Origin of the sequence: Bradyrhizobium sp. USDA 241 (genome assembly GCF_049739505.1) — a bacterium.
Taxonomy (GTDB): Bacteria; Pseudomonadota; Alphaproteobacteria; order Rhizobiales; family Xanthobacteraceae; genus Bradyrhizobium; species Bradyrhizobium liaoningense.
In genome coordinates, this window is the sequence record NZ_JBMGPZ010000005.1 from 616,943 (window position 1) to 639,528 (window position 22,586).

The 22,586-nt window shown below is 64.9% G+C and carries 22 protein-coding genes and 3 pseudogenes; 7 read left to right on the forward strand and 18 right to left on the reverse strand.

Annotated elements, in window-relative coordinates; genetic code table 11:
- The first annotated feature begins 1 nt into the window (after position 1).
- Both ABIF91_RS24735 and ABIF91_RS24740 read left to right on the forward strand, forming a co-directional pair.
- Entirely contained in the window at positions 2 to 796 is a 795-nt protein-coding gene (locus ABIF91_RS24735; protein WP_028179235.1) for a protein-L-isoaspartate O-methyltransferase family protein, read from the forward strand.
- Positions 797 to 891: 95 nt separating this feature from the next.
- Positions 892 to 1,842 carry a DUF6492 family protein gene (locus tag ABIF91_RS24740; RefSeq protein ID WP_028179236.1) on the forward strand — a complete coding sequence of 317 codons (951 nt, stop codon included), beginning with the start codon at positions 892 to 894 and terminating at the stop codon, positions 1,840 to 1,842.
- Positions 1,843 to 1,853: 11 nt separating this feature from the next.
- On the opposite strand, the gene ABIF91_RS24745 is transcribed toward ABIF91_RS24740, so the two are convergent.
- Positions 1,854 to 2,921 carry an endo-1,4-beta-xylanase gene (locus ABIF91_RS24745; protein WP_028179237.1) on the reverse strand — a complete coding sequence of 356 codons (1,068 nt, stop codon included), beginning with the start codon at positions 2,919 to 2,921 and terminating at the stop codon, positions 1,854 to 1,856.
- Complete coding sequence (locus ABIF91_RS24750) at positions 2,918 to 4,006, reverse strand: glycosyltransferase (RefSeq protein WP_028179238.1); 1,089 nt, start codon at positions 4,004 to 4,006, stop codon at positions 2,918 to 2,920. Before ABIF91_RS24750 ends, ABIF91_RS24745 begins: the two co-directional genes overlap by 4 nt.
- A gap of 263 nt (positions 4,007 to 4,269) precedes the next feature.
- Between ABIF91_RS24750 and ABIF91_RS24755 the strand changes: the two genes are divergently transcribed.
- Positions 4,270 to 5,706 carry a lipopolysaccharide biosynthesis protein gene (locus ABIF91_RS24755; RefSeq protein WP_028179239.1) on the forward strand — a complete coding sequence of 479 codons (1,437 nt, stop codon included), beginning with the start codon at positions 4,270 to 4,272 and terminating at the stop codon, positions 5,704 to 5,706.
- Between the two features lie 266 nt (positions 5,707 to 5,972).
- Entirely contained in the window at positions 5,973 to 7,526 is a 1,554-nt protein-coding gene (locus ABIF91_RS24760) for a L,D-transpeptidase (RefSeq protein WP_284278932.1), read from the forward strand.
- 32 nt (positions 7,527 to 7,558) lie between these two features.
- On the opposite strand, the gene ABIF91_RS24765 is transcribed toward ABIF91_RS24760, so the two are convergent.
- The 11 genes and pseudogenes from ABIF91_RS24765 to ABIF91_RS24815 form a co-directional block, all read right to left on the reverse strand.
- Positions 7,559 to 8,017, reverse strand: a complete 459-nt coding sequence (locus ABIF91_RS24765; RefSeq protein ID WP_245285459.1) for an enoyl-CoA hydratase/isomerase family protein — start codon at positions 8,015 to 8,017, stop codon at positions 7,559 to 7,561.
- Positions 7,918 to 8,313, reverse strand: coding sequence for a hypothetical protein (locus ABIF91_RS24770; RefSeq protein ID WP_051393911.1), 396 nt, complete (start codon positions 8,311 to 8,313; stop codon positions 7,918 to 7,920). Before ABIF91_RS24770 ends, ABIF91_RS24765 begins: the two co-directional genes overlap by 100 nt.
- Positions 8,314 to 8,446: 133 nt before the next feature.
- A pseudogene (locus ABIF91_RS24775) lies at positions 8,447 to 8,953 on the reverse strand (isochorismatase family cysteine hydrolase); the annotation flags it as partial.
- A gap of 146 nt (positions 8,954 to 9,099) precedes the next feature.
- A protein-coding gene (locus tag ABIF91_RS24780) for an IS3-like element ISRj2 family transposase (protein ID WP_129557670.1) occupies positions 9,100 to 10,229 on the reverse strand; the annotation gives its coding sequence in 2 pieces (ribosomal slippage) (positions 9,100 to 9,977 and positions 9,977 to 10,229; 1,131 coding nt in all).
- 71 nt (positions 10,230 to 10,300) lie between these two features.
- Positions 10,301 to 10,465 (reverse strand): annotated as a pseudogene (locus ABIF91_RS24785) (cysteine hydrolase); the annotation flags it as partial.
- A 14-nt stretch (positions 10,466 to 10,479) separates the two neighbouring features.
- The gene (locus tag ABIF91_RS24790; protein ID WP_028179242.1) at positions 10,480 to 11,007 is read right to left on the reverse strand and encodes a hypothetical protein; all 528 of its coding nucleotides are present in this window, start codon (positions 11,005 to 11,007) and stop codon (positions 10,480 to 10,482) included.
- Positions 11,008 to 11,368: 361 nt separating this feature from the next.
- Positions 11,369 to 12,181 carry a class I SAM-dependent methyltransferase gene (locus ABIF91_RS24795; protein WP_028179243.1) on the reverse strand — a complete coding sequence of 271 codons (813 nt, stop codon included), beginning with the start codon at positions 12,179 to 12,181 and terminating at the stop codon, positions 11,369 to 11,371.
- Between the two features lie 109 nt (positions 12,182 to 12,290).
- The gene (locus ABIF91_RS24800; protein WP_028179244.1) at positions 12,291 to 12,830 is read right to left on the reverse strand and encodes a VOC family protein; all 540 of its coding nucleotides are present in this window, start codon (positions 12,828 to 12,830) and stop codon (positions 12,291 to 12,293) included.
- A gap of 243 nt (positions 12,831 to 13,073) precedes the next feature.
- On the reverse strand, positions 13,074 to 14,042 hold the full coding sequence (locus ABIF91_RS24805) for a Bug family tripartite tricarboxylate transporter substrate binding protein (RefSeq protein ID WP_028179245.1): 969 nt from the start codon (positions 14,040 to 14,042) through the stop codon (positions 13,074 to 13,076).
- Between the two features lie 11 nt (positions 14,043 to 14,053).
- Positions 14,054 to 14,923 (reverse strand): MBL fold metallo-hydrolase, encoded by an 870-nt coding sequence (locus tag ABIF91_RS24810; protein ID WP_424579458.1) that lies wholly within the window; start codon positions 14,921 to 14,923, stop codon positions 14,054 to 14,056.
- Between the two features lie 26 nt (positions 14,924 to 14,949).
- A complete protein-coding gene (locus ABIF91_RS24815; protein WP_028179247.1) occupies positions 14,950 to 16,161 on the reverse strand; it encodes an ABC transporter substrate-binding protein in 1,212 nt (403 codons plus the stop codon).
- A 166-nt stretch (positions 16,162 to 16,327) separates the two neighbouring features.
- Between ABIF91_RS24815 and ABIF91_RS24820 the strand changes: the two genes are divergently transcribed.
- Both ABIF91_RS24820 and ABIF91_RS24825 read left to right on the forward strand, forming a co-directional pair.
- Positions 16,328 to 17,026 (forward strand): TetR/AcrR family transcriptional regulator, encoded by a 699-nt coding sequence (locus ABIF91_RS24820; RefSeq protein WP_028179248.1) that lies wholly within the window; start codon positions 16,328 to 16,330, stop codon positions 17,024 to 17,026.
- Positions 17,004 to 17,564 (forward strand): carboxymuconolactone decarboxylase family protein, encoded by a 561-nt coding sequence (locus ABIF91_RS24825; RefSeq protein WP_028179249.1) that lies wholly within the window; start codon positions 17,004 to 17,006, stop codon positions 17,562 to 17,564. The genes ABIF91_RS24820 and ABIF91_RS24825 overlap by 23 nt, the downstream gene beginning before the upstream one ends.
- A gap of 52 nt (positions 17,565 to 17,616) precedes the next feature.
- Here the strand turns inward: ABIF91_RS24825 and ABIF91_RS24830 are convergent, their stop codons facing one another.
- Complete coding sequence (locus ABIF91_RS24830) at positions 17,617 to 18,885, reverse strand: IS256 family transposase (protein WP_038952271.1); 1,269 nt, start codon at positions 18,883 to 18,885, stop codon at positions 17,617 to 17,619.
- A gap of 90 nt (positions 18,886 to 18,975) precedes the next feature.
- On the opposite strand from ABIF91_RS24830, the gene ABIF91_RS24835 reads away from it, so the two are divergent.
- Positions 18,976 to 19,818 carry an SDR family NAD(P)-dependent oxidoreductase gene (locus ABIF91_RS24835; protein WP_028180989.1) on the forward strand — a complete coding sequence of 281 codons (843 nt, stop codon included), beginning with the start codon at positions 18,976 to 18,978 and terminating at the stop codon, positions 19,816 to 19,818.
- A 9-nt stretch (positions 19,819 to 19,827) separates the two neighbouring features.
- Here the strand turns inward: ABIF91_RS24835 and ABIF91_RS24840 are convergent.
- From ABIF91_RS24840 to ABIF91_RS24855, 4 genes and pseudogenes are all read right to left on the reverse strand, one after another.
- Positions 19,828 to 20,335, reverse strand: a pseudogene (locus ABIF91_RS24840) (DoxX family protein).
- Positions 20,332 to 21,114: a DNA-binding domain-containing protein gene (locus ABIF91_RS24845; RefSeq protein ID WP_028180987.1), complete on the reverse strand. Its 783-nt coding sequence runs from the start codon at positions 21,112 to 21,114 to the stop codon at positions 20,332 to 20,334. Before ABIF91_RS24845 ends, ABIF91_RS24840 begins: the two are co-directional and overlap by 4 nt.
- Positions 21,104 to 22,018: a DUF692 domain-containing protein gene (locus tag ABIF91_RS24850; protein WP_028180986.1), complete on the reverse strand. Its 915-nt coding sequence runs from the start codon at positions 22,016 to 22,018 to the stop codon at positions 21,104 to 21,106. The genes ABIF91_RS24845 and ABIF91_RS24850 overlap by 11 nt, the downstream gene beginning before the upstream one ends.
- A 37-nt stretch (positions 22,019 to 22,055) precedes the next feature.
- The gene (locus tag ABIF91_RS24855; RefSeq protein ID WP_028180985.1) at positions 22,056 to 22,361 is read right to left on the reverse strand and encodes a DUF2282 domain-containing protein; all 306 of its coding nucleotides are present in this window, start codon (positions 22,359 to 22,361) and stop codon (positions 22,056 to 22,058) included.
- Positions 22,362 to 22,586 lie beyond the last annotated feature (225 nt).

Genomic DNA, 22,586 nt, shown 5'->3' on the forward strand with positions numbered 1-22,586 from the left:
CATGCGCGATCTTGCCGCCGCGCGTGCGCGCTACGTGGAGCGGATTGCCAGGCGCGAGCGGATTTCCTCGCCCCGCCTGCTCGAGGCGCTCGCCACCGTTCCGCGCGAGGATTTTCTGTCGAAGGGGCCCTGGCGCATCAAGAGCGAGGCGGCGCGCAGCTACCGGCTGACGCCCGACGCGGATCCCGTTCATCTCTACGATAATGTGCTGGTCGCGATCGACGCCCGCCGCAAGCTCGACACCGGCTTGCCGAGCCTGTGGGCGCATCTCATCGACATTCTCGACGTCAGGGAGAGGGACCGCGTCGTGCAGATCGGCTGCGGACTTGGCTATTTCTCCGCGGTGCTGTCGAAGATGGTCGGTCCGAAGGGCAGCGTACGTGCGATCGAATGCGACGAGCGGCTCGCGGCCCGGGCGGCGAACCACCTGCACGGATATCGCAACGTCACGGTCGTCAACGGCGACGGATGCAAGGACGTCGGCGAACCCGCCGACGTGATCATCGTGCATGCCGGCTTCCCGCAGCCGCACCCGCTCTGGCTCCAGTCGCTCCGTCCGCGCGGCCGCCTCCTGGTGCCGCTGACCCAGCGGGATCGCGAAGGCGCGGCGCTCAGGATCACGCGCAAGGGCAGGGGGTTTGAAGCTGAGGCAATCCAGCAGATCCGGATCTTTCCCGGCCAGGGCCGCGGCACGACCGCCCTCGACGACCGCGTCGCCGACTGGTGGCAGCGAGCATCAGCCCTGGCACCGCTGCGCTTTCGCAGCCTCGCGCAGGGGCTGCCGGCGGATGGCTAATACTTCGTTTCATTTTACCTTGATTGCGATCGCAAGTTTCCAACGCCTCCCATTGCCGCTATGAGTGTGGCCTGACTGCCATTCGAGCGCGCGCCATGCATTCCGTTGCCCTGCTGACTGCCAGCTACGCTAAGGATATCGAGCGCTTTTCGCTGCTCAGCGAGAGCATCGACACCTGGCTCTCGGGATATACGCGGCATTATGTTCTCATTAACGATGAGGACGTTCCGCTGTTCGCGCGGTTCGCCTCCGACAAGAGGGTCATCGTTCCGGCCTCGCGCTACCTGCCGAAATGGCTGTTCGCGGTGCCGCCGGCCCTCCAGTTCCTCAGCAGCCGGCGTGTCTGGCTCTCGCTGCTGTCGTCACCCGTGCATGGCTGGCACATCCAGCAGATCCTGAAGATCGCCGGGGTCCTCAATGCGCCCGAGCAGCGCGTCTGCATCCTGGATTCGGACAATCTGTTCTTCCGCGAATTCGACGTCGGCCTATATGCCGGCGGCGAAATGACGCCGCTCTTCGTCACCCGCAAGGCGATCGGCGCGGACCACCCGGTGCATGGCGTGTGGCTCCGCACCATCGATCAGCTTCTGGGTATCAAGGAACGCTCGTTCCCGGCGGACGACTATGTCGGCAATGCGCTGGTCTGGGACAAGGACTCCGCGCGCGCGATGACCGACGCCATCAAGTCGGCGACGGGCCTCAGCTGGGCGCTGGCATTGTGCCGGAAGAAGAAGTTCTCCGAATATCTGCTTTACGGGAACTTCGTCGCGAACTCGCCGGAACACCTGGCGAGACATCGGGTCACGGAAGACAGCATCGCGGTCTCGCACTGGGACGACACGCCGCTCGACCGCCCGGCGATCGAGGCCATGATGCGCACGGCCTCGCCCGAGCAGGTCGCGCTCTGCATTCAGTCCTATTCGTCGACCTCGATCGACGACATCCGCGACGTGTTCCGCCTCTCCTCGCGCGACCGTCGCAGTCCGAGCCTTGCTCCCGATCACATCGGAGATGCGCCCGCGTTCGAAACGCCGAAGACACGCTGAGGACCAGCGCCTCAGGCGTCCTTCGTAAACTTGCTGATGACGTCCATGAACGGCTTCGGCTTGAACTCGCCGTCGAGCGGCAGCGGGCGGTTTGGCTGCTTGTCCTTGCGGGCGAAGGTGCCGTTGATCCAGCTGTAGCGGTCCGAGATGCCCCAGGTCAGGATCGAGCGCACCGGGCCGCTGGTCGAGATCGCCGTGAGCAGATCGTCGACGCGCTTGGCGACGATGGCGTCGCGCTCCGCCGGATTGCCCGCCAGCTTCTGGTCGTCGACGTCGAGCTCGGTGACCAGCACCTCGAGTCCCCAGGAACGCAGCTCGGCCACGAACTCGGCGAGCCCGTGCGTGTCGATCTCGAGCTCGGCGTGCAGATGCGACTGCAGGCCCACTGCGTGGAGCGGAACGCCCTGGTCGAGCAGGTCCATGATGAGGTTGCGATAGGCTGCCCGCTTGGCGATGAACGAGTCCTTTGCCGACTCGATGTCGTATTCGTTGATCGCGAGCTTGACGAAGGGATCGGCCGCAGCTGCCGTGCGGAACGCCAACGGAATCCAGCCTTGACCCAGATGCTGCGTCCAGAACGTGTCACGCCGATCCTTCGGACTGCGGGGATTGTCCGGGATCGGCTCGTTCACGACATCCCACGACGTCAGCTTGTCCTTGTAGTAGGAGACCACGGTGCCGATGTGATCGCGATACGCGCGCTCGACGCCCTTGGTGGTCTTGATCTGCTTGGTCCAGTCCGGAATGTCGTGATACCAGGCGAGTGCGTGGCCGCGCATCGTCAGGTCGTTCGCCTGCGCGAAATCAAGGATCGCGTCGGCGCGTTCGAAGGCGAACGTATGCGCGTCCGGCCGCAGCATCGGCCATTTCAGCTCGAGCACCGGCACCACCTGGGTGCAATAGGTGCTGATGGCCTCGCCAAGCCTGGGATCGGCTTCCAGGTCCCAGAGCGTCGCCGCAGCGCCATAGCCGGGCCGGCGCTGGGCGCGTTTCGATGCCGGCACTGCGGACGCAGATGAGCCCGCCGCGAGGGCCGCGGCGCCGCCGAGGAGAAATTCGCGTCTGTCGAGCCCGGTCACGCGTGACGCTGCATCGCGGCTTCCGCGATCTCGTAGTAGTGAAGCGCGCCTTTCTCGAGCGTCAGGTGGTCCAGCACATAGTCGCGCGGCGCGAAGTCCCCCGCGCCGACGCGCGACCAGAAGTCGTCCCAGCCGGCGGTGAATCCGCTGGCATCGGTGAAGGTCATGCCACAGCGCCCGTCGAAATAGGGCACCGAGGACACGTCGCCTTCGAACCTCACCTTGTCCGGGAAGTATTTCGGATCCTGCCACGGCCCGCCGCGGTCCCAGGCAAAGACTGGAACGCCGCTCGACAGCGCCTGCTGGCAGGCGATGCCCTGGCTTTCGTGCTCGCAGAGGAAGACCATGCTGCGGCAACGCGCCAGCGCGGCCTTGTAATCGTCTTCCTTGTAGTGCCCGTAGCGGATCACTTCGACGGTACGTCCGCTTGCCTCGAGATGACTGCGGATCGGCTCGATCAGCTCTCGCTCGTACCGTCCTTGGTCCCAGCGGACCTTGTCGTAGAGCAGCACGTCGACGCTCTTCTGATCCGCCGGCGCGGGTGTCCAAAGATCGGTCTCGATGCCGACCGGCCAGGCGCCGACGTGGGGCCAGTGCGGACGGAACATGTCGGCATACCAGGCGCACGGCACCAGCACGCGCCTCACGTCGAGGTCCTTCAGGCTCTCCGGCGCATCGATCGGGTGGTCATACATGGCGACGCCGAGCAGGAGCGGGTTCTTCCACTTGAACCAGTCGAGCACGAACGGCCGGCCGATGATGCAGGCCAGTTCTTCGGGGTGCTTCCGGATGTGGCGATAGTCGTTGACGCGGTAGCGGATGCCGAGCCGATCGAGGCCTGCGCAGAGATTGAGCAGGACGCGCCGCTGGCCGCTGATGAAGGACTTGCCCAGCAGCAAACGTCGCAGCAGTGGCCGGAGATGGCGGTCGCCGGGAAACCAGCGGTCGTCCCGTTCTTCGAAGAAGAGGTTGAGGACCATCCTGTCGCGGCCTCCTGCGCCGAAATCCGAAGGAACCGCAGGCACGTTGGTGCCGCGACGCGGCAGCGAGGCCGGTTTCAGCCGGGTTGGTTCGGCAACGTCCATATCGGTCACATCAGCGCATCGGAGGAGTCGAGCGACGTTTCGCCATCATTGCTTCTTTTCCGTGATCGCACCGGCCGCTTCAAGGACAGGGCAAATTTAACGCTAACGCGCGATAACCGCTCGCTCGCGCCATTCGCGGTCCGATTTGCAGGCTTGTGCGGCTATCCTTGCCGATGCCAGCGGCGCAATCCGATTGTCACACCAAAGTCCAACTGCCTTAACGTCTCGTTAATCCTGATGGCCGCCAACGGTCCCTTGCTCGCATGCTGAACCGCCATTTCTCGATCTATCTGGTCGCCTACATCCTGCCCGCGGCGGTGGGCTTCTTCGCTGTCACCGCCTATACGCGGCTCCTGAGCCCGGCGGAATACGGCGTCTATGTCGTCGGCATCAGCCTTGCGGGCATTCTCGGCGCGATCTTCTTCGCCTGGATCAAGCTGTCGGTGTCCCGCTATCAGGCGATGTCGGCGGAGGTCGATTTCCGCGGCACGGCGATGGTCGCCTTCGCTCTCACGGCCGCGGTGCTCTGCGCCACCACTCCGCTGGTCTTCCTGTTCCGCAGCGACGTCAGTGTCGAGTTGCTGCTCGCCAGCATGTTCGTCGCGATCATGGCCAACGCGGTCGACGTCGGCCAGGAGTTCGAGCGCGCCAAATTGCGCCCCTACCGGTTCGCGGCGATCTCGATCGTGCGCAGCGTCTCCAGCGTTGGCTTCGGTCTGCTCGGCATCTGGCTCGGCTGGGGTGGATTGGGACTGCTCGCCGCGTTTGGTCTGGGGTCGCTCACGGGCATCATCCTGAACCTCGTCGGCGACCGCACCCGGATCGCGCGTTTCCAGCGCAGCCAGTTCATGCAGCTGGCGCGCTACGGCCTGCCGCTGACACTGGCTGGATTGTCCGTCGCCGTCTATTCGGCCTCCGACCGGCTCATTGTCGCCTATTTGCTCGGCAAGGACGCTGCCGGCATCTTCGGCGTTGCCGCCGATCTGCCGCGCCAGTTCATGGTCATGATCGCATCCAGCGTTGCCGCGGCGACCGTGCCGCTGGTGTTCCGGTCATTGTCGGAGAACAACGGCGAGACGACACGCGAGCGGCTGACCGAAAGCCTCGAGCTCCTGCTGGTCGTCGTTGCGCCCGTGGCGGTCTGGCTCGCGCTCGCCGCGGACCAGGTGGCCGGCACGCTCGTCGGCATCGACTTCCGCGCCGGCGTCTCGGCGCTGCTGCCGACCCTGGTGCTCGCCCGCTCCTTCGGTATCGCCAACCAGTTCTACGTGCAGATCAGCTTCCAGCTCGCCGAGCGGCCCTTCATGCTGTCGGCGCAATCCTTCCTCACGCTCGTGGTCAGCGTGATCCTGATGTTCGCGCTGATCCCCGGCTATGGCCTCCACGGCGCGGCGCTGGCAACGCTGGCGACCGAGGCGATCGGCTTCCTTGCTGCCGTCGTCCTGATGCATCGGGCCCACCCGGTCCCGTTCGAGTTCAACCGCCTCGCCGGCGTTGCCGTCTCCGCAGCCGTGATGGCGGCCGCGATCCTGATCGCGCGATCGCAAGCGGGCGGCACCGGCCTCGTGCCGCTCGCCATCGTCAGTCTCGCCGGCGGCCTCGCTTATGCGGCTGCGGCCTGGTTGCTGAATGTTGCGAACGTGCGAACGTTGTCGCTGCGTTTCCTGCGAACGTTGAACCGCAAGGCGCTGGGCGTCTAGCGAGCGTGCCGCCCGGCGTCGGCCCGCAAGGCTGCCCCACAGGCTTGCCCGGACATTCTGCCGCAGCGATCGGGGCCAGCTTCGGGCCAGCCTCGGCCGTAGGCCGCCTTCCGCCTGCGCAAACCGTCGTATATGAGAGATTTGTCGCGGGAACGTGCCGAATCTCGCCACAGACGGAACGTAAGGCGGCTGCGATTTCTTAATCCAATGATTCCAATCTGACGCGTGATCGACACAGGCGGACTGGCATTTCGACCGAGGATGGCATGAGAAACCGACTGACGACGGCGAAATCCACCCTGGCGATGCGGCGTTGGGGGCCTCCCGGAATTGTGGCCTTGGCGGCAATGGTCGCATTGACCGCGACCCCGGCGACCGCTGCCAAGCAGCCGCGCCAGGCGGCCGAGGCTGTGGCGCCGCGCGTGGCCGGCGAGCCGATCATGGCGATCGTGTCGATCAAGAGCCAGCAGGTCACTTTCTACGATGCCGACGGCTGGATCATGCGCGCGCCGGTGTCGACCGGCACCACGGGCCGCGAGACGCCGGCCGGCGTGTTCGCCATCGTCGAGAAGGACAAGGACCACCGCTCGACCATGTATGACGATGCCTGGATGCCGAATATGCTGCGCATCACCTGGAACGGTATCGCGCTGCATGGCGGACCACTGCCCGGCTATGCCGCCTCGCACGGCTGCGTGCGCATGCCGTTCGGCTTTGCCGAGAATCTGTTCGACAAGACGAATATCGGGATGCGCGTGATCATCTCGCCGCACGACGCAGTTCCGGCCGACTTCTCCCACCCCTCGTTGTTCGTGCCGAAGCCGGACGCGATCGCGGCAGCGCCCGGCCTGGCCGACAAGCTCTCCGCCGAGGCCGAGGAGGCCGCGAGGGCCGCTGATGCGGCCAAGAAGGCTGCTTCCGCTGCCGCGAAGGAAGCTGCCTCGCTTCCCGCCGCGCTGCGCAAGCTGGAACAGCAGAAGGCCCGCGCAGATGCCGAGCTCGCCTTCGCCGACAGGACGCTTGCGAACGCCAAAACCGATCAGGCCCGCGCCAAGGCCGAGGAGCTGAAGCAAAAGGCGGCGGCCAAGGCGGCCGACGCGGCGGCGCAGCTCGAGGCCGCCAGGGCCGCCGCGCAGCCGAAGCGCGATGCGGTGGCCGCCACGAAGGAAGCCGCGAAGGCGGCCGCGGCGCGGAAAGCCGACGCCGTCAAGGCGGCGACCGACGCGAAGCTCGCAGGCGAGCCGGTCTCGGTCTACATCAGCCGCGCGACGCAGAAGCTCTACGTGCGGCGGAACACGCACAAGCCGGCGCCCGACGGCGGCGGCGAGGTGTTCGACACCAGCATCGAGGTTCCCGTCACGATCCGCAATCCCGACCAGCCGCTCGGCACGCATATCTTCACGGCGATGGCGAAGACCGATACCGGACTGCGCTGGAACGTGGTCACGATCGAGAACGGCGACGAGGCGAGGAATGCGCTCGACCGCATCACCATCCCGCAGGACGTGTGGGATCGCATCGGGCCGACCGCGTTGCCGCGCTCGTCGATCGTCGTCTCGGATGAGCCCCTGAGCAGCGAAACCAATTACCGCACCGAGTTCGTCGCGGTGCTGAGCAACGAGCCGCAGGGCGGTTTCATCACGCGCAAGCCGACCGCGCCTGCCATGATCGCGAGCGACGACGGCTGGGACAACGGCGGCAACGGCTTCGGCTTCTTCTTCCAGCAGCGCGATCCCTACGTCCAGCCGGCCAATCCGCGCCGGCGCAGCCAGTATCAGTACTATCAGCCGGCGCAGCCGATGCAGCGCGGCTTCTGGTAGGGAAGCCGCCGCGCGCATCGTCGCTGCGGACATCATCCGAGGTCGGCCACAGCCTGGCCCAGCCGCAGCTCAATGTCGGAACGGAGCTGGAGGCCGCGTTCGACCAGAGCCGCCGCACGCGCGCGGGTGGCTGGGTGGGAGGCCGAGCTGAAGAAAGCCGACAGTGCCGCCGGAAAGACGCTGTCCGCCGGCAGCGTGACGTCGTTCATCAGGGCCTTGGCACCGACCAGCGCATGCTTTTCGAACGAGGCGAGGCGGCGTGCGAATGCATCGACGAATGCCTCGATCTCGCTGTCCGGCAGGGCTCTGTTGACGTAGCCGTAGCGCTCGGCGAGGTCGGCTGAAAAGTCGTCGGCGCCCAAGATCACCTCCAGCCCGCGCCCGCGTCCCATCAAGTCGGCCAGCCGCGCCATCGGATTTCCACCGGGTACCGAGCCGAGCCCGACCTCGAACTGCCCCAGGATCGCGCGCTCGCGACTGGCGAAGCGCATATCGCAGGCGAGGACGAATTCGCTCCCCGCGCCGCGTGCGCGGCCATTCCGGTCGGACCGGGCGGCATCGCTGCGACCTTGGTCTTGTCGGCAAGCACGTCCCAATGCGCGAGGAAGAAATCAGGGTCGGCACTCCGGAATACCACAACCTTCACATGCGCGTCGGTTTCGAGCGCTGCAAGCAGATCCTGCAGTTCGCCAATCGTGTCTGGATCGATCAGGTTGATGGGCGGATTGTTGAACGTGGCGGTCCAGAATGCTGGCAGCGGCTTCTCGATGGTGATCTGTCGGGTCATTGTGGTCTCCAGAGATGTTGCGAGGATGTTCGGGCGCATTCGGGCTTGTTGCCCTCCCCGGCGCGCGAGCATCCCTGCCGGGATACCGGCCGATCCGGTCCGATCAGCCGTCCCGATCTTTCGTTGATCCAGCTCATTTGGCAGCGATGACTGCCACCCGGCTTGATGACAGCGCCGCGACGATCTCGTCCGTGGTCACGATGGCACTGGCGTAGTTCGGCATGTTGATGTCGAGCGCTGCGTGCATCATCTCTTCGGAGTAGTCGGCAACCGCATCCTTGACGACGGTGACATCGTAGCCGAGCTCGGCAGCAAAGCGGACGGTCGCTTCGATGCAGGTGTGCGCGATCAATCCGATGACGATCAGTCGCTGGACGCCATGCCGCTTCAGCTGGAGATCCAGATCGGTATTGGCGAAACCGCTGGAGCACCAATGCTCGCTGGCGACGATCTCGCCGGGCGCCGGCACGAACTCGGCGCGGAACTCGCCGCCCCAGGTGCCGAATTCAAAGCTCCTGTTCCTCCACGCTCTCCGCTGGATCGGCGCAATGTACTTCCAGGATGCATAATCGCCTTCGCGGTAGCGATGATGCATGGCGTAGAAGACGCGAAGCTTCGCGTCGCGCGCGGCCTGCAGAACAGAGCTGGCCCCGGTTGTTTGGACAGCGCCCCGCTGGATTTAAGTGGATTCCTGCCGGGTTATGCTGAACGCGGGGCTTTACGGTTTTGTCGTTGCGTCGGGAGGGCGTAGCCCGACCAGAGCGACGACAAAACCGTCGGCGACGGTCATGCGGCCATCACCATAGCTTGCGTACCGAAGTAAGCCTCGTCGGGCGTGCGCCCGTCAAGGCTCGAGTGAGGGCGTCCCTGATTGTAGAAGGCCAGATACTTGGCAATTGACGCTCGCGCCTCGGACACGCTGTCGTAGGCGCGGAGATATACTTCTTCGTATTTGACCGTGCGCCAGAGCCGCTCGACAAACACGTTGTCGCGCCAGGCGCCCTTGCCGTCCATGCTGATGGCGATCTTCGCGTCCAGCAGCACATCGGTGAACTCGAGGCTGGTGAACTGGCTGCCCTGATCCGTGTTGAAAATCTCGGGCCTGCCGTGCTTCGCCAACGCCTCCTGGACCGCTTCGACGCAGAAGGCCGCCTCCATTGTGATCGAGACGCGATGGGCCAGGACCCGTCGGCTGAACACATCGACGACCGCCGCGAGATAGACGAAGCCACGCCGCATCGGAATGTAGGTGATGTCCATTGCCCACGCATGGTCGGGCCGCTCGATCTTCAATCCGCGCAACAGGTACGGGTAGATCTTGTGACCCGGAGCCGGCTTGCTCGTGTTCGGGCGACGATAGACCGCCTCGATCCCCATGCGCTTCATCAGCGTCGCGATGTGGCGGCGACCGGCGTATACGCCCTCCCGCCGCAGCAACGATCGCAGCATACGCGCTCCCGCGAAGGGATAATCGAGATGCAGCTCATCGAGCCGACGCATCAAGGCAAGGTCCTCGGCCGAAACTGGCCGAGGTTCATAGTAGACCGTGCTGCGAGCCAGCTTCAGGACCTTCGCCTGGCGCACGATAGAAAGATCATGATCGCGGTCGATCATCGCTTTGCGCTCAGCAGGCCCGCCTTGGTGAGCGCGCCGGACAAAAAATCGTTTTCCAACGCCAGCTCGCCGATCTTGGCATGTAACGCCTTCAAATCGACCGGCGTCTCGGCCGATGTCTTGTCATGCCCAAACACGCCGGCGGCGCCTTCCAGGAGCTGGTTTTTCCAGATCGTGATCTGGTTCGGATGAACATCAAACAGTTGCGCCAGCTCCGCCAGTGTCTTGTCGCCTTTGACCGCAGCCAAAGCAACCTTCGCCTTGAATGCCGGAGAATGCGTCCGGCGGCTCTTCTTCGTCATCTTCGCTCCTGATTCGCAGCAAGAATCCTCGCCGCTGTCAGGCAGAAAATCCACTCAAGCTACTGTCCGAATTTGCGGGGCCAGCTCTGAACCTGCTGCATGTGCGGAACGCAATTGTTCGATTCGGCGACGGCCTTGATCCGCGGCCAGATCTTGCCGCCTTCCGAAATGAAGTCGTTATAGGGATCGACCACCAGGAGCGCCGTGACGGTCTTGTCGTAGGACAGGTCGGTCATGGGACTCTCCGTCGTCAGGTGTTCGCCAGGGCCGCGCGCTCGATGCTGGCGGCGAACAATGGCGTTTCGCCCTGATTGTGGGCGATCGAGGCGGGCTGGCGCTGGGCGCGGAACAGGTCGAACGGAATGCCCTGCTTGCCGATGAGCGCCATGAACTCGTCCGTCGCGTACGACCTGACGCGGTTGGTGAACTCGCACTTGCCGGGCTCGATCTCCTTCACGCTCAGCTCCCAGGTCACATGAATGGTGGTGCGTCCATTGGGCGTGAACACGTCGGAGGTGGAGTCGAGGATGAGATGGTCCTTCTCGCCGAGCGTCTCGACATAGTGCTGCACCATGAGGCTGCCGCCGATGATCTCGACATTGATGGACATCCGCTTGCCGTCCGGGGCTGTCGTGAAGCCCGCGGCGATGTGCGCAGGCGAGCAGCCCTGATACTCGCGTTCCGGCAGGTTGAAGCACCATTCGGGTATGTCGATCCGGTCGATCGGTGCGTTGATGATGGCGGTGAAACTTGAATCGACGATCTGGTTATTGGTCATCTCCGGAACTCCTCATCGGGTTGCAGGCTCGAGGCTTCACGGCCCTGTGTCTCGACGCTGCGCTGTGTGCTCGCAGGGTCGGCTGGCCGCTCGTCCTGCAACCAAATTGGCGCGGGCCGCCGGAAATTGCTCGTTATGGGTTGTTATAGGTCGTTAGCTTCTGCGGAGCCGTGGAAAGCGCGCGGAAAACGCGCAGGCAGTCGCCCGCCGGCGATAGGACGGCCCGGTGTTAGGGACTGCGAGATTTTGTTATGGCGGCGATCGCCGGGAGGCCGCAGGTTTGCGCCCCCGGGGGGGGTGGATGCTCACGCCGTTGGTCTCGAAGGCGAGCCGAGAGCGCAGTGGATTGCGGCTTCGGCAATTACGCGCGCGCCTCGATCACGATAGCCTGGATCTTGCCCTCGACCGGGCCGGAGCCATGGCGCGTCCGGATCGCCTCGGCAACGATATCAGTCGCAGCCTGAAGCTTGCTGGCATCCTTTGCCTCGATCTCGCTGCGCAGCGGTGTGCCCTGGCAGAGCGCGGTGGCGACATATTCGGCCGACGGCGCGCGGCTGATCTCAGACCGGGTTTCGATCGATATGTCACGGAAGCCAGCCCGTTCAAGGTCGCCTCTGATGACGGTCTTGTCGCAATAGCCGTGCGGCGTCCGGATCATGAAACGGGGCGGATCGTCGGGAAACAGCTTTTCGAGCGCGACCATCGCTTCCTGCGTGAGCACATTGTCCTCGATGCGATCCCAGACGTTGAAGACGAACGTGCCGTCCGCCTTCAGGACTCGCTTCACCTCTCCGTAAGCCTTGATCCGGTCCGGAAAGAACATCGCGCCGAACTGGCAGCAGACCACGTCGAACTCGGCATCGTCGAAGGGCAGGGCCATTCCGTCCGCCTGGCGCCAGGTGATGCGATCATCACCCGCCTGGCGCTGCGCGGCAACAGCCAGCATCGGCTCGTTCAGATCGGTCGCAACGTAGCGGATGCCGCCCGGCAGCGCCGCCGCCACGGCGCGTGTCACCGCGCCGGTGCCTGCCGCGATCTCCAGCAGCACGGAGGGCGAGAGCGCAGCGACGCGTCTTGCAATGTCCTCGGCGTAAACGGCGAAGATCATCGGGACGAGATATTCGTCGTAGAGTCTTGGAATCGAGCCGGCGAAAACCTTGTCAGTGTCGGACATGATTGCCTCCCTGAAGGTTCGGACACGGCTTCAGACTAGCATGATTTGGCCTCGGTCCTTACGTCGTCTTGCGCGCTTCGAACGACATCGGCCAAGCCGGTGATCGGTCCTATGATCGGCTCCCGCCGACCTCGCGGATCGGTCGCGTGCCGTCCCAGCTCATCGCGGCCTGCCGGACCTTCTCGAAGAACGGTCCCTTGGTGCCGCTGATGTCGGAGATCTCGATCACGGTGCCCGGATGGGCCTGCGTGTCGAAATAGGCAAAGCGCCCCTTGTCGCCGCCGATCTGGCCCTCATGGCCGACCCTGTAGCCGAGTCCGAGCGCCCTGTCGTAGAGCGCCTGATAGTCGTGGCTCCAGTACGACATGTGCTGGAGTCCTTCGTGCCCGGCGTCCAAGAATTCCTTGTACAGTGAAGGCGCGTCGTTGCGCTGCTGGATCAACTCGATCTGGAGATCGCCGGAATTGGCGAGGGCAATGCTCATCTCGACCGCGGAATCCTGACCGCGATGGCGGAACCAGTCGGTCTCAACCCGGGCCATGTAGTACCAGGGACCGACGCCCATCACCTCGATCCAGTGCGTCATTGCGGCGTGGATGTCCCGCACCACATATCCGTTCTGGCGCACCGCGCCGAAGATGCGGCTCATGCCCGCGCTCCTTTTCTAATCCAATCACGTCAGTGCTATCGCATAAGACCAGCGGAGGGCTGCCGGACGAGCGCGGCCTGCATGGTTCGAGACGCCCGCTTTGGCGGGCTCCTCACCATGAGGGTCTTGAAATCTCGCCGCAAAACGCGACCCTCATCCTGAGGGCCCGCTACAGGCGGGCGTCTCGAAGGATGCCGCAAGCAAGCTCTCCGCCACTTTCTTCATGTGCGATAGCCCTGCTATTCACTTGACCTCGATCCCGGCGTCCTTGGCAACCTGCTTCCAGGCTGCGATGTCGCGAGCATTGATATCACGCTGTTCCTCGCCGGAGACGAATTGCGGGGTGATGCCGAGCCCGAGCAGCTTTTCCTTCACAATGGCATCGCCGAGCGCCTCCTTGAGCGCCGCCGACAATTTCTGCGCGGTTGGCGGAGCGAGTCCCGCCGGCGCATACATCGCCCAGGACAGGCTGCGGTCGAATGGCACGCCCTGTTCCTTGTAGCTGGCGACATCCGGCAGGCTCGGCGAACGTTCGCCGCAGGCGGCGAGCGCCTTGATCGAGCCGTCCTTCACCAGCGGCGTCGCCGTCGCGACGTCGAGCGTCGCAAGGGAGATATGGCCGCCGAGCAGATCGCCGGCAAGCTTCGCGATGCCGTTGAACGGCACGTGATCCATCTTGATGCCGGTCTGCTGCATCAGGATCTCCGCGCAGAATTGCCCGGTCGAGCCGACGCCCCAGCTGCCGTACTGGATCGGCTCGCCTTTCCTGGCCAGCGCGACCAGGCCCTTGATGTCATTGGCGGCAAAATTCCTGGTCGCGACCAGCATGATCGAGGAGGTGCCGACGCGGCCGATGGTCGTGAAATCCTTGATCGGATCGTAGGGCAGTTTTGGATAGATCGCGGGGGCAAGCACATGCGTGGTCATGCCGCCGACGGTGATGGTGTAGCCGTCATTCGGAGATGTCGCGACCATCTGCGTGCCAAGCGTGCCGGCAGCACCGGTGTGGTTCTCGATATAGATGCTCTGTCCGAGCGTCTTGCTCATCCTGTCCGCAAGCAGCCGGCCGACCACGTCGCCGCCGCCTCCGGCCGCATAGGGCAGCAGCATTCTGATCTTGCGGGTGGGATAGGCGGCAGGATCCTCGGCGCGTGCTGGCAATGCCGCCGACAGCAACGCGAGCAATGCGAGCGTGACCGTCCTGAGCTTCATGATGGTTTTCCCTAATCCTCGAAACGAAATCGATATGCCTCGCCGTGCCGGATCACGCGCCCCGCGGTCGGCGCCGGGAAATGGCCGGTGAGCAGATAGCTCGGCGTGTCCGCGAGCTCCTCCAGCAGCGCCATTCGCGTTGCGAGTGCCGCAGCCGGATCGACGTCGGCGGCATTCGACAGCCACGGCGCGGCGCACTGGATCGGATGATGGATGACGTCACCCGACATCACCGCGTGATCGTGGCCGCCGTTGAGGTGGATCTGCATGTTGCCGGCGGTGTGGCCGGGCGCCGGCGCGAAGCGCAGGGCCGCGTCGCGATCGCTAAACAGGCGGTGGTCGCTCTCGACCAATTCGGCGAGGCCGGCCGCGACCACCGGCAGCACGGAATCCGCGAACGAGCCGTGGTTCACCGGGTTGTTCGGCGCAGCATTGTGCGCGGCCTCGAAATGGCGGTACTCGGCCCGCCCCATCAGATAGCGCGCGTTGGGGAAGGTCGGCACCCAGCGCCCGTCCACGAGGCGCGTGTTCCAGCCGACGTGATCGACATGCAGGTGCGTGCACATCACGAAGTCGACCTGCTCGGGGGCAACGCCCAGCGCCTGCAAGTTGTTGAGATAGGGCTGATTCAGGTTGTTCCACGCCGGCACGCGCGGTCGATGCTTGTGATTGCCGCAGCAGGTGTCGACGATCGCGGTCCAGCGCGGCGTGCGCACCAGGTAGGAATGGTGGCTGAGAATGAAGCGACCGGTCTCCGGCTCGATATAGCGGTGGTCGAGCCAGCCCCGGTTCTCCGCGATCACCGCGTCGGTGACGTTGGCGAACAGCCAGTTCTTGTCGAAGGCAAGTGCGGGAATCTCGCTGACGAGATCGACGCGCATGCTGCCGATCTTGACCTGTCGCATGATCAGTTCTTCAGGAGATCACCGAACGGCACCCAGCGCGTGCCGTCAAAACGGATCAATTGAAGACTCGTCATCGGCGTGAAGCGCTCGGGCGAATTGCTCACGGCGGTGCCGTTGATCAGCATCGGCAGGCGCACGTCTTTCATGGAGGTCGCCTGCTTCATGACGTTGGTGCGGGTGAAGTCGTTGCCTGATGCCTTCAGCACCGTCACCAGCGTCTGCGCGATGGTGTAGCCATAGACGTTGAGCCAGTCGCTCTTGTAGGCGTCCGGCATGTACCTGTCCATGAATGCCAGCCACTCCTTGTAGCCGGCATCGTCCTTCAGCGCGGGGTCGGTCGCGTCCTTCAGATACTGGCTGGAGATGACGCCGGTGGAATTGTCCTTGCCGGCCGGCTCCAGCACGCCGCTGATCGAGGCGGAGACGTTGGAGATGATGGTCACGGGCTTCCAGCCGATCTCGCCGATCTTGCGGATCGCCTGCGCCGCGAATTTCGGCGTCGCCGCGACGAGCACGACATCCGCGCCCGCGGTCTTCAATTGCAGGATCTGGGTGTCGACAGTCGGGGCCGAGGTCTCGTAAGCAGCCCGCGCGACGATCGCCTCGCCGCTGCCGAGCCCTTCCTCCAGCGCCTTCAGATAGTCCTTGCCGAGATCGTCGTTCTGGTAGAGCACACCGACCTTTGCGTTGGCGTGGCTCGCCTTGATGTACTTGGCGTAGGCGATCGCCTCGTCGCGATAGGTCGGCTGCCAGCCGACGGTCCACGGGAAATTCTTCGGGTCGTCCCACTTGGCGGCGCCGGAGCCGAGGAAGAGCTGCGGCACCTTGCGGTCGTTGAGATATTTGTGCACGGCGCTGTTGGTTGGCGTGCCGACGCCGCCGAAGATCAAAAGCACTTCCTCGCTCTCGACCAGTCGCCGGGTCTGCTCCACCGTCTTCGGCGGGCTGTAGGCATCGTCGGCGATGATCATCTGGATACGCCGTCCGTTGACGCCGCCCTCGTCATTGACTTTCCGGAAATAGGCCTCCGCCGACTTCGCGATCTGCGCGAAGGCCGACACCGGGCCGCTCAGCGGCGCGGTGGTGCCGATCTTGATGGTCTTGTCGTCGGCGCCGGGATCGTATTTCGCGCTTTGGGCCTGGGCAGTGCTTGCTGCGAGCAGCGGCAACAGGATGCAAGCCGCGGCTAGGCGAGGGCGGGCAAGGCGCGCCATGACGTCGTCTCCCAAAATTGCTCTCCGCCTCTCGATGGAGCGGAGTTGAACGCGAGAACAGTGCCCGAAAGCGATCTTGCGGGCCGCGACCGTTGCCGCCAGACTGGCGAAACGAACGATCGTTCGTACGATTGACTAGCGAACGATCGTTCGTTAGTCAAGCCACATGGCTGTCCACACCTCCAGCGCGGCGGAAGCGGCTGCGCCCACCACCCGCGAGCGCATCCTCACCGAGGCGCTCAACCTGTTCGCGCAGAGCGGCTATGGCGGCGCCTCGATGCGCGAGCTCGCCCGGCGCGTCGGCATCCGCGAGAGCAGCCTCTACAATCATTTCCCCGGCAAGGCCGCGATCCTGGAGGCGATCGTCGCCGAGCACGGTCCCGCCAGCTCCGCGAGCCGGCTGGAGGAGCCGCGCTATAGGCAGCTCGCGCGCCAGCCCGCCGCGTTCTGCCGTCAGTTCGCGCTCGACCTCGTCGAGCAATGGTCCGATCCGCGCGAGCACCAGTTCCAGAAGGTGATCACCGCCGAGCGCAACCGCGTCCCCGGCATCCGTGCCAAATTCGCCGATCATTTCTATGCGCGCGAGCAGAGCCTGATGACGGACTATTTCCGCGGCTTCTCGCTCGCCGGCCTGATCTCGACGCCCGATCCGCGCGAGACCGCGCGGCTGTTCGCGGCCGGGCTGATCTACATCCGTCTCGAACATTACGTGATGGGCGCGGCGCCCTCGCCGCGTGCGAAGGTGATCGAGGCGATCGACCGCTATCTCGCCTTCTTCCTGTCGCTGATCGCGGCAGGCAATGACGACGACAACAAGAAACGAAAGCCCAAGGGAGAGACGCGTGGCAAGGCTGCCCCTGATTGATCCGGAGACGACGAGCGGCGATATCCGCGCCTCGTTCGACCGCATGCCGGTCAAGCTCAACATCTTCCGCATGATGGCCCACGCCGAGGCCAACATGATCCCGGCGATGCGGCTCGGCAATTCGATCCTGCACAAGCAGAAGCTCTCGGCCGTCAACCGCGAGCTGCTGATCCTCCAGGCCGCGCAGCTCGAAGGCGGCGCCTATGAATGGCGCCAGCACGTGCCGATCGCGCTCGGCGTCGGCTGCACGCAAGAACAGATCGATGCCGTCGAGCGCGGCGACTACGATGCCGCCGCGCTGAGTGAAGCCGAGTGTGCGCTGCTGAAGTTCGGCCGCGAAGTGGTCGAGAACGTCCGCGTGGCGGAGGCGCCCTTCGCTGCTGCGCGAAAACACTTCAGCGACCAGGAGATCGTCGAATCCATCGTCGCGCTCGGCTTCTACATGATGATGGCCCGCCTCACCGAGGCGACCGAGACCGATCTCGATCCCGCAGCCGGCATGAAGGTCTATGACGGCGGCAAGAAGCAGGGCGGCTGAGATGGCGGAGACCGACAGGGAGCTATGGCTGATTTTGGGTGACGCGGCCTGATCAGGCGGCGTGGCTTTCAGTGTTCGGAATGACTTCGATTCCGTCGATGAACTTTACACCGGCGATGACTTTCGGCAACTGGTTCGTGCTCTTCAATCGCCGCCAGGTCTTCGATGCGGCGTCGATGAGCTTGAACACCATCAGCTTCGCAGTTTGTTGCGACAGCGATCCCTTGGTCCGCACCGTTCGGTGGCGCACCGTGGCGAAGACGCTCTCGATCGGGTTCGAGCTGCGTAGGTGGATCCAGTGCTCAGCAGGGAAGTCGAAGAAGGCGAGCAGCGCATGGCGATCCTTGATCAGGCACTCCACCGCACGTCCGTATTTGACGTGGTATTTCTCGACGAAGACGTCGATCGCGGTTTCAGCTTCGGCCCGGTGTGGGGCCAGATAGATGTTCCGCAGGTCGTTCTTCATGGGGCCCTGCACGGATTTGGCGACCTTGTCGAGTACGTTGCTCACTTTATGGCACCAGCATCGTTGGTGCCGCGTGCCGGGAAAGGCCTCGTCCAGTGCCTTCCAGAAGCCGAGGGCGCCGTCGCCGATGGCGAGTTGCGGGGCAATCCGTAACCCGCGTTGCCGCAGGTCGATCAGGAGTTCGCGCCAGCTCTGCGCGCTCTCGCGCACGCCGACCTGGAAGCCGATCAGCTCCTTCTTGCCTTCCGGCGTGGTGCCAATCAGCACCAGCATGCATTCGCTGTGATCTTCCATGCGGGCCTGCAGGTACACGCCATCGGCCCAGATGTAGACATAGCGACGCGCCGACAGATCGCGTCTCTGCCAGCGTTCGTACTCGACCTGCCAATCGGCCTTCAGGCCGGCGATCACCGAAGGCGACAGGTTCGGCGCATCCTTGCCGAGCAGCGCCGAGAGCGCCTCCTGGAAGTCGCCGGTCGAGATGCCGCGCAAATAGAGGACCGGGATCAAGGCATCCAGGCTCTTCGTCCGCCGCGCCCATAGCGGCAGGATTGCCGAACTGAAGCGGAGGCGGTCGCCTGGCCCGCTCGCTCCGCGGTCGCGGACCTTGGGACGAGCGACCTCCACCGGACCGATGCCGGTCGCAATCTCGCGCACCGGACCGTGCCCATGTCGGACCAGGCGCGCTCGACCGTCGGGCAGCGTCAGATTGGCCGTGCTGGCCAGAAACGCGCCAACCTCGATCTCGATCGCCCTGGCAAGCAGGTCCCGCGCGCCGGCACGAACGATATCGGTCAGTGGATCATCAACCGCGGACGGCTGACGGAAAGCAAGAACATTGGTAGTCTCGGTCATGGCGTATCGCTCTCCTCGAGAGGTTCTGGCAGGCTCGTCACCCGCCTCGATACGCCGCCTTCCTCACACCGTCATCACCCAGATTCCGCCATAGCTCCCGACAGCAAGCCGGACCGTTACGTCCGCCCGCCGAGCGCGGAATCGCTGGGCGAGGCCCCAAGCAGGGGACGCCTGAAAGGGCGCCGCATCCTCATCGTCGGCGGCGGCCAGCGTGTCTTCGACGCCGCCACCGACCCGATCGGCAACGGCCGGGCCATGAGCATTCTGTGCGCACGCGAAGGTGCGAAGGTCGCGGTCGCCGACCTCAACCGCAGCTCTGCCGAGCAGACCGTCAAGCGCATCACCGATGAAGGCGGCGAGGGCTTCGCCATCGCCGCCGACGTCACGTCCGAGGCTGACGTTCAGCGCATGATCGAGGAAGCGCACGGCGCCATGGGCGGACTCGACGGCATGGTGCTGAACATCGGCACCTTCGGCAAGGTCGGGCTCGATGCCGTCAGCCCCGAGGAGTGGAATAGAATCTACGACGTCAACGTCCGCGGCCCCATGCTGTGCTGCCGCGCCGCGATGCCGAAGTTCGACGATGGCGGCGCCATCGTCTTCATCTCCTCGATCGCAGCGCTGAAAGCCGGCTCGCAGATGGCGGTGTACGATTCCTCCAAGGCGGCGCTCGGCGGCCTCATGCGCAACATCGCCCATCTCGGGTCACGCCGCGGCATCCGCGCCAACCTCGTCTATCCCGGCCTCGTCGACACCCCCAACGGCCGCGAAGCCGGCGCCGGCCGCCCCAACCGTGGCAAGGGTCACGTTCCCTTCGGCCGCCAGGCCACCGCCTGGGAGATCGCCTATGCCGTGCTGTTCTTCCTCTCGGACGAAAGCGTCTACGTCACCGCGCAGACCCTCGCGGTCGACAGCGGCTTGAGCGGGATGTGAAGGGACGCGCTATCGCGCCGTCGATCGCGCGCGACAGATCAGATGATCGAGCGAGATGCGCCCCGGCCCGTGAGCCATGATGCCCAGCGCCATGGCGGCCCAGGTGAGGTGGATCGGCCAGCCATCCGGCACCGTGAGCTCCACGATCAGCGTCATGAACAATAGCCCGAGCGCTGCGAACCGCGCCCAGTCCCAGCACGAGCAGGATCGGGAACATGATCTCGGCCGAACCCGACAGGAAGGCCATCGCCGTCGGTGCCGGAAAGTGATAGGGCCCGCCCGGCAGATGCAGCATGAATTCGTTGCTGAAGAGCGTCACGGCGGTGTCGTTGAGCCTGAGGAAGCCGTTCCATTTGAGCATGCCCGAGCGCCAGAACGGCACCGCCAGCGCGACGCGCAGAACGAGCTGGACGAGCGAGGGCGTCGCAAGCGTCTGCACCAGATGATTGGCCTTGTCGATGAGCACTCCGGGCGACGGCAGGCCGCCTCTGGTGGCCATATGTTGGTCCATGATCATGATGGGTCTCCGGAAGCGAGCGATGTGAAGGCGCCGGCTTCGATCAGCCCGGCGATGTTGGCGGCGATGTCGAACTCGCTTGAAGCGTCCAGCGCCGCCGCCGCCGCCTCGCAGAGCGGCCGCCCCGACATCAGATGGTTCGCGAAGACTGCGCCGCCGGGCGGAAGGCGGCGCACGGTAACGTCGAACTCGGGTCGCGTGATCAGGGCATCCTCCGGCGTAGAGGCATCGATGCGCATGACTGATGCATCGTCCCGGTTGGCGGCAAAGATCGTCACGGCGGCGTATTGAGAGCGCAGGCATCGTGTGGCGGGATGCGGAATGAACACCAGACCGGCCAAACGATCGGACGTCACCGCCGACAGCCGGGCCGGCGACAGCGGAAGCGCGTCGGCGGCATGATAGGCATCGAGCCAGGCGCGTTCGATGCGGGCGACGTCGGGGAGCCAGGGCATGGCCTGCGCATGCTCATACTGCGCGATGAACTCCGGGAAGTCGCGGCCGTATTCGAACAGCAGCGGCGATGTCGGCGGATTGCCGCGGACATGGGTACGCGCCATGGCGCGGAAGAAGTCGGCGCCGGTGATGCGCTGCACCGCCGGATAGATCGCAGCCAGCGCGTCGATCAGGCTGACGGTGACGTTGTTGCGGTAGACGTCGTAGCGCCGGCCGGCGGCCTTGCCGTTCGGGCCGGTCAAGTCCGCGGGTGTGCTGCGCGCCGGATCCAGCAGCGCCGGCGCGAACGAAGCGGTAAAGGACAGGCCGGCGTCATGCGGCATGACGGTCTCCAGCCGGCATGGCGGACTGATGACGGTCGAGGATCGCCTGGGCCGCGGCGGCTTCCGCCTGCAGCACCGGCCAGTCCGGTATCTTGCTGTCCCATTCGATCAGCGTCGGCACCGCGCCGCGGCGCTGGATCACGATCTCGTAGAGTTTCCAGACGGCGTCCGCGACCGGGCCGTCATGGCTGTCGATCAACAGCAGGTCGCCTTCGTCGTCGGCCTGCTCGGCATGGCCGGCGAGATGAATTTCCCCGACCCGCGACAGCGGAAACTCCGCAAGATACTCAAGCGCCGAGAAGCCCTGGTTGGTTGCGGAGACGAACACGTTGTTGACGTCGAGCAGCAGGCCGCAGCCGGTGCGCTCGGCGACGGCGCGGATGAAATCGGTCTCGCTCATCGAGGACTCGCGAAACGCGACATAGGTCGACGGGTTTTCCAGCAGCAGCGGGCGGCGGATCGCCTCCTGCACCTGGTCGATGTGATCGCAAACGCAAGCCAGCGTCGCCTCGGTATAGGGCAGGGGCAACAGATCGTTGAAGAAGCTGGTCTCATGCGTCGACCAGGCGAGATGCTCGGAGACCAGCGCCGGCTGATAGCGCGCGACCAAGCCGCGGAAGCGCGCCAGATGCGTCTTGTCGAGCGGCCGGGGCCCGCCGATCGACATGCAGACGCCATGCAGCGAGAGCGGATGGTCGCGGCGGATCGCCTCCAGCGCACGATGCGGTGGGCCGCCGGCGCCCATGTAGTTCTCGGCGTGGACCTCGAAGAAGCCGCGCCGAGGCCCAGCCGCGACGATGGGCGGGAGATGCTCGGGCTTGAAGCTCGTCCCGGCAACGCCGCCGATGGGCGTCGCGAAGCGGAGCGGCAGCGCTGCTGGCGGGGCCGGCTTGATTGTGCTCATCGTGCTGCTCCGTTCGCGCTTCCCGTGGTGCCGGCCGTTACACCGGCTTGAGCGAACCCTTCTTGCCATTCGGCAGCTCGATGCTGGTGCAGGTGCCGCCCTGCACGAATTTCCAGGCGTTGCCCTGGAAGTCGATGGTCGAGGTGCCCTGGCAGGTCGTGCCCGGACCCGCCGCGCAATCGTTCTGTCCCTTCAGCGCAACGCCGAAGCACTTTTCCTTTTTGGCGGCGACGGCCGCATCGCCCTCGGCCTTGGTCAGGGGGCTGGCGGAGGCAAGGGTGGCGAGCGCGGTCGACATCGCACCGGCGAGGACGAGGGAGGTGACGGCATGTTTGGCAGACATCGAGATTCTCCTGTTCGAGATGGCATCGCCTGGCAGGCGACTGCGCATGGTCTCCTTCGCTCCGCTCGCCACCTGCGTTACAGGCGACTGCTCACGAATCCGTGAGACCGATTGGATCGGGCGCACGGGCGGTGCGCTCGAGCGGGGATTAGCGGGCAAACGTCGGCTCGAAGCCAATGCCCTGCTTCTATCGAGATGGTAGCCGCCGGGCATTGGCTGCGCGCG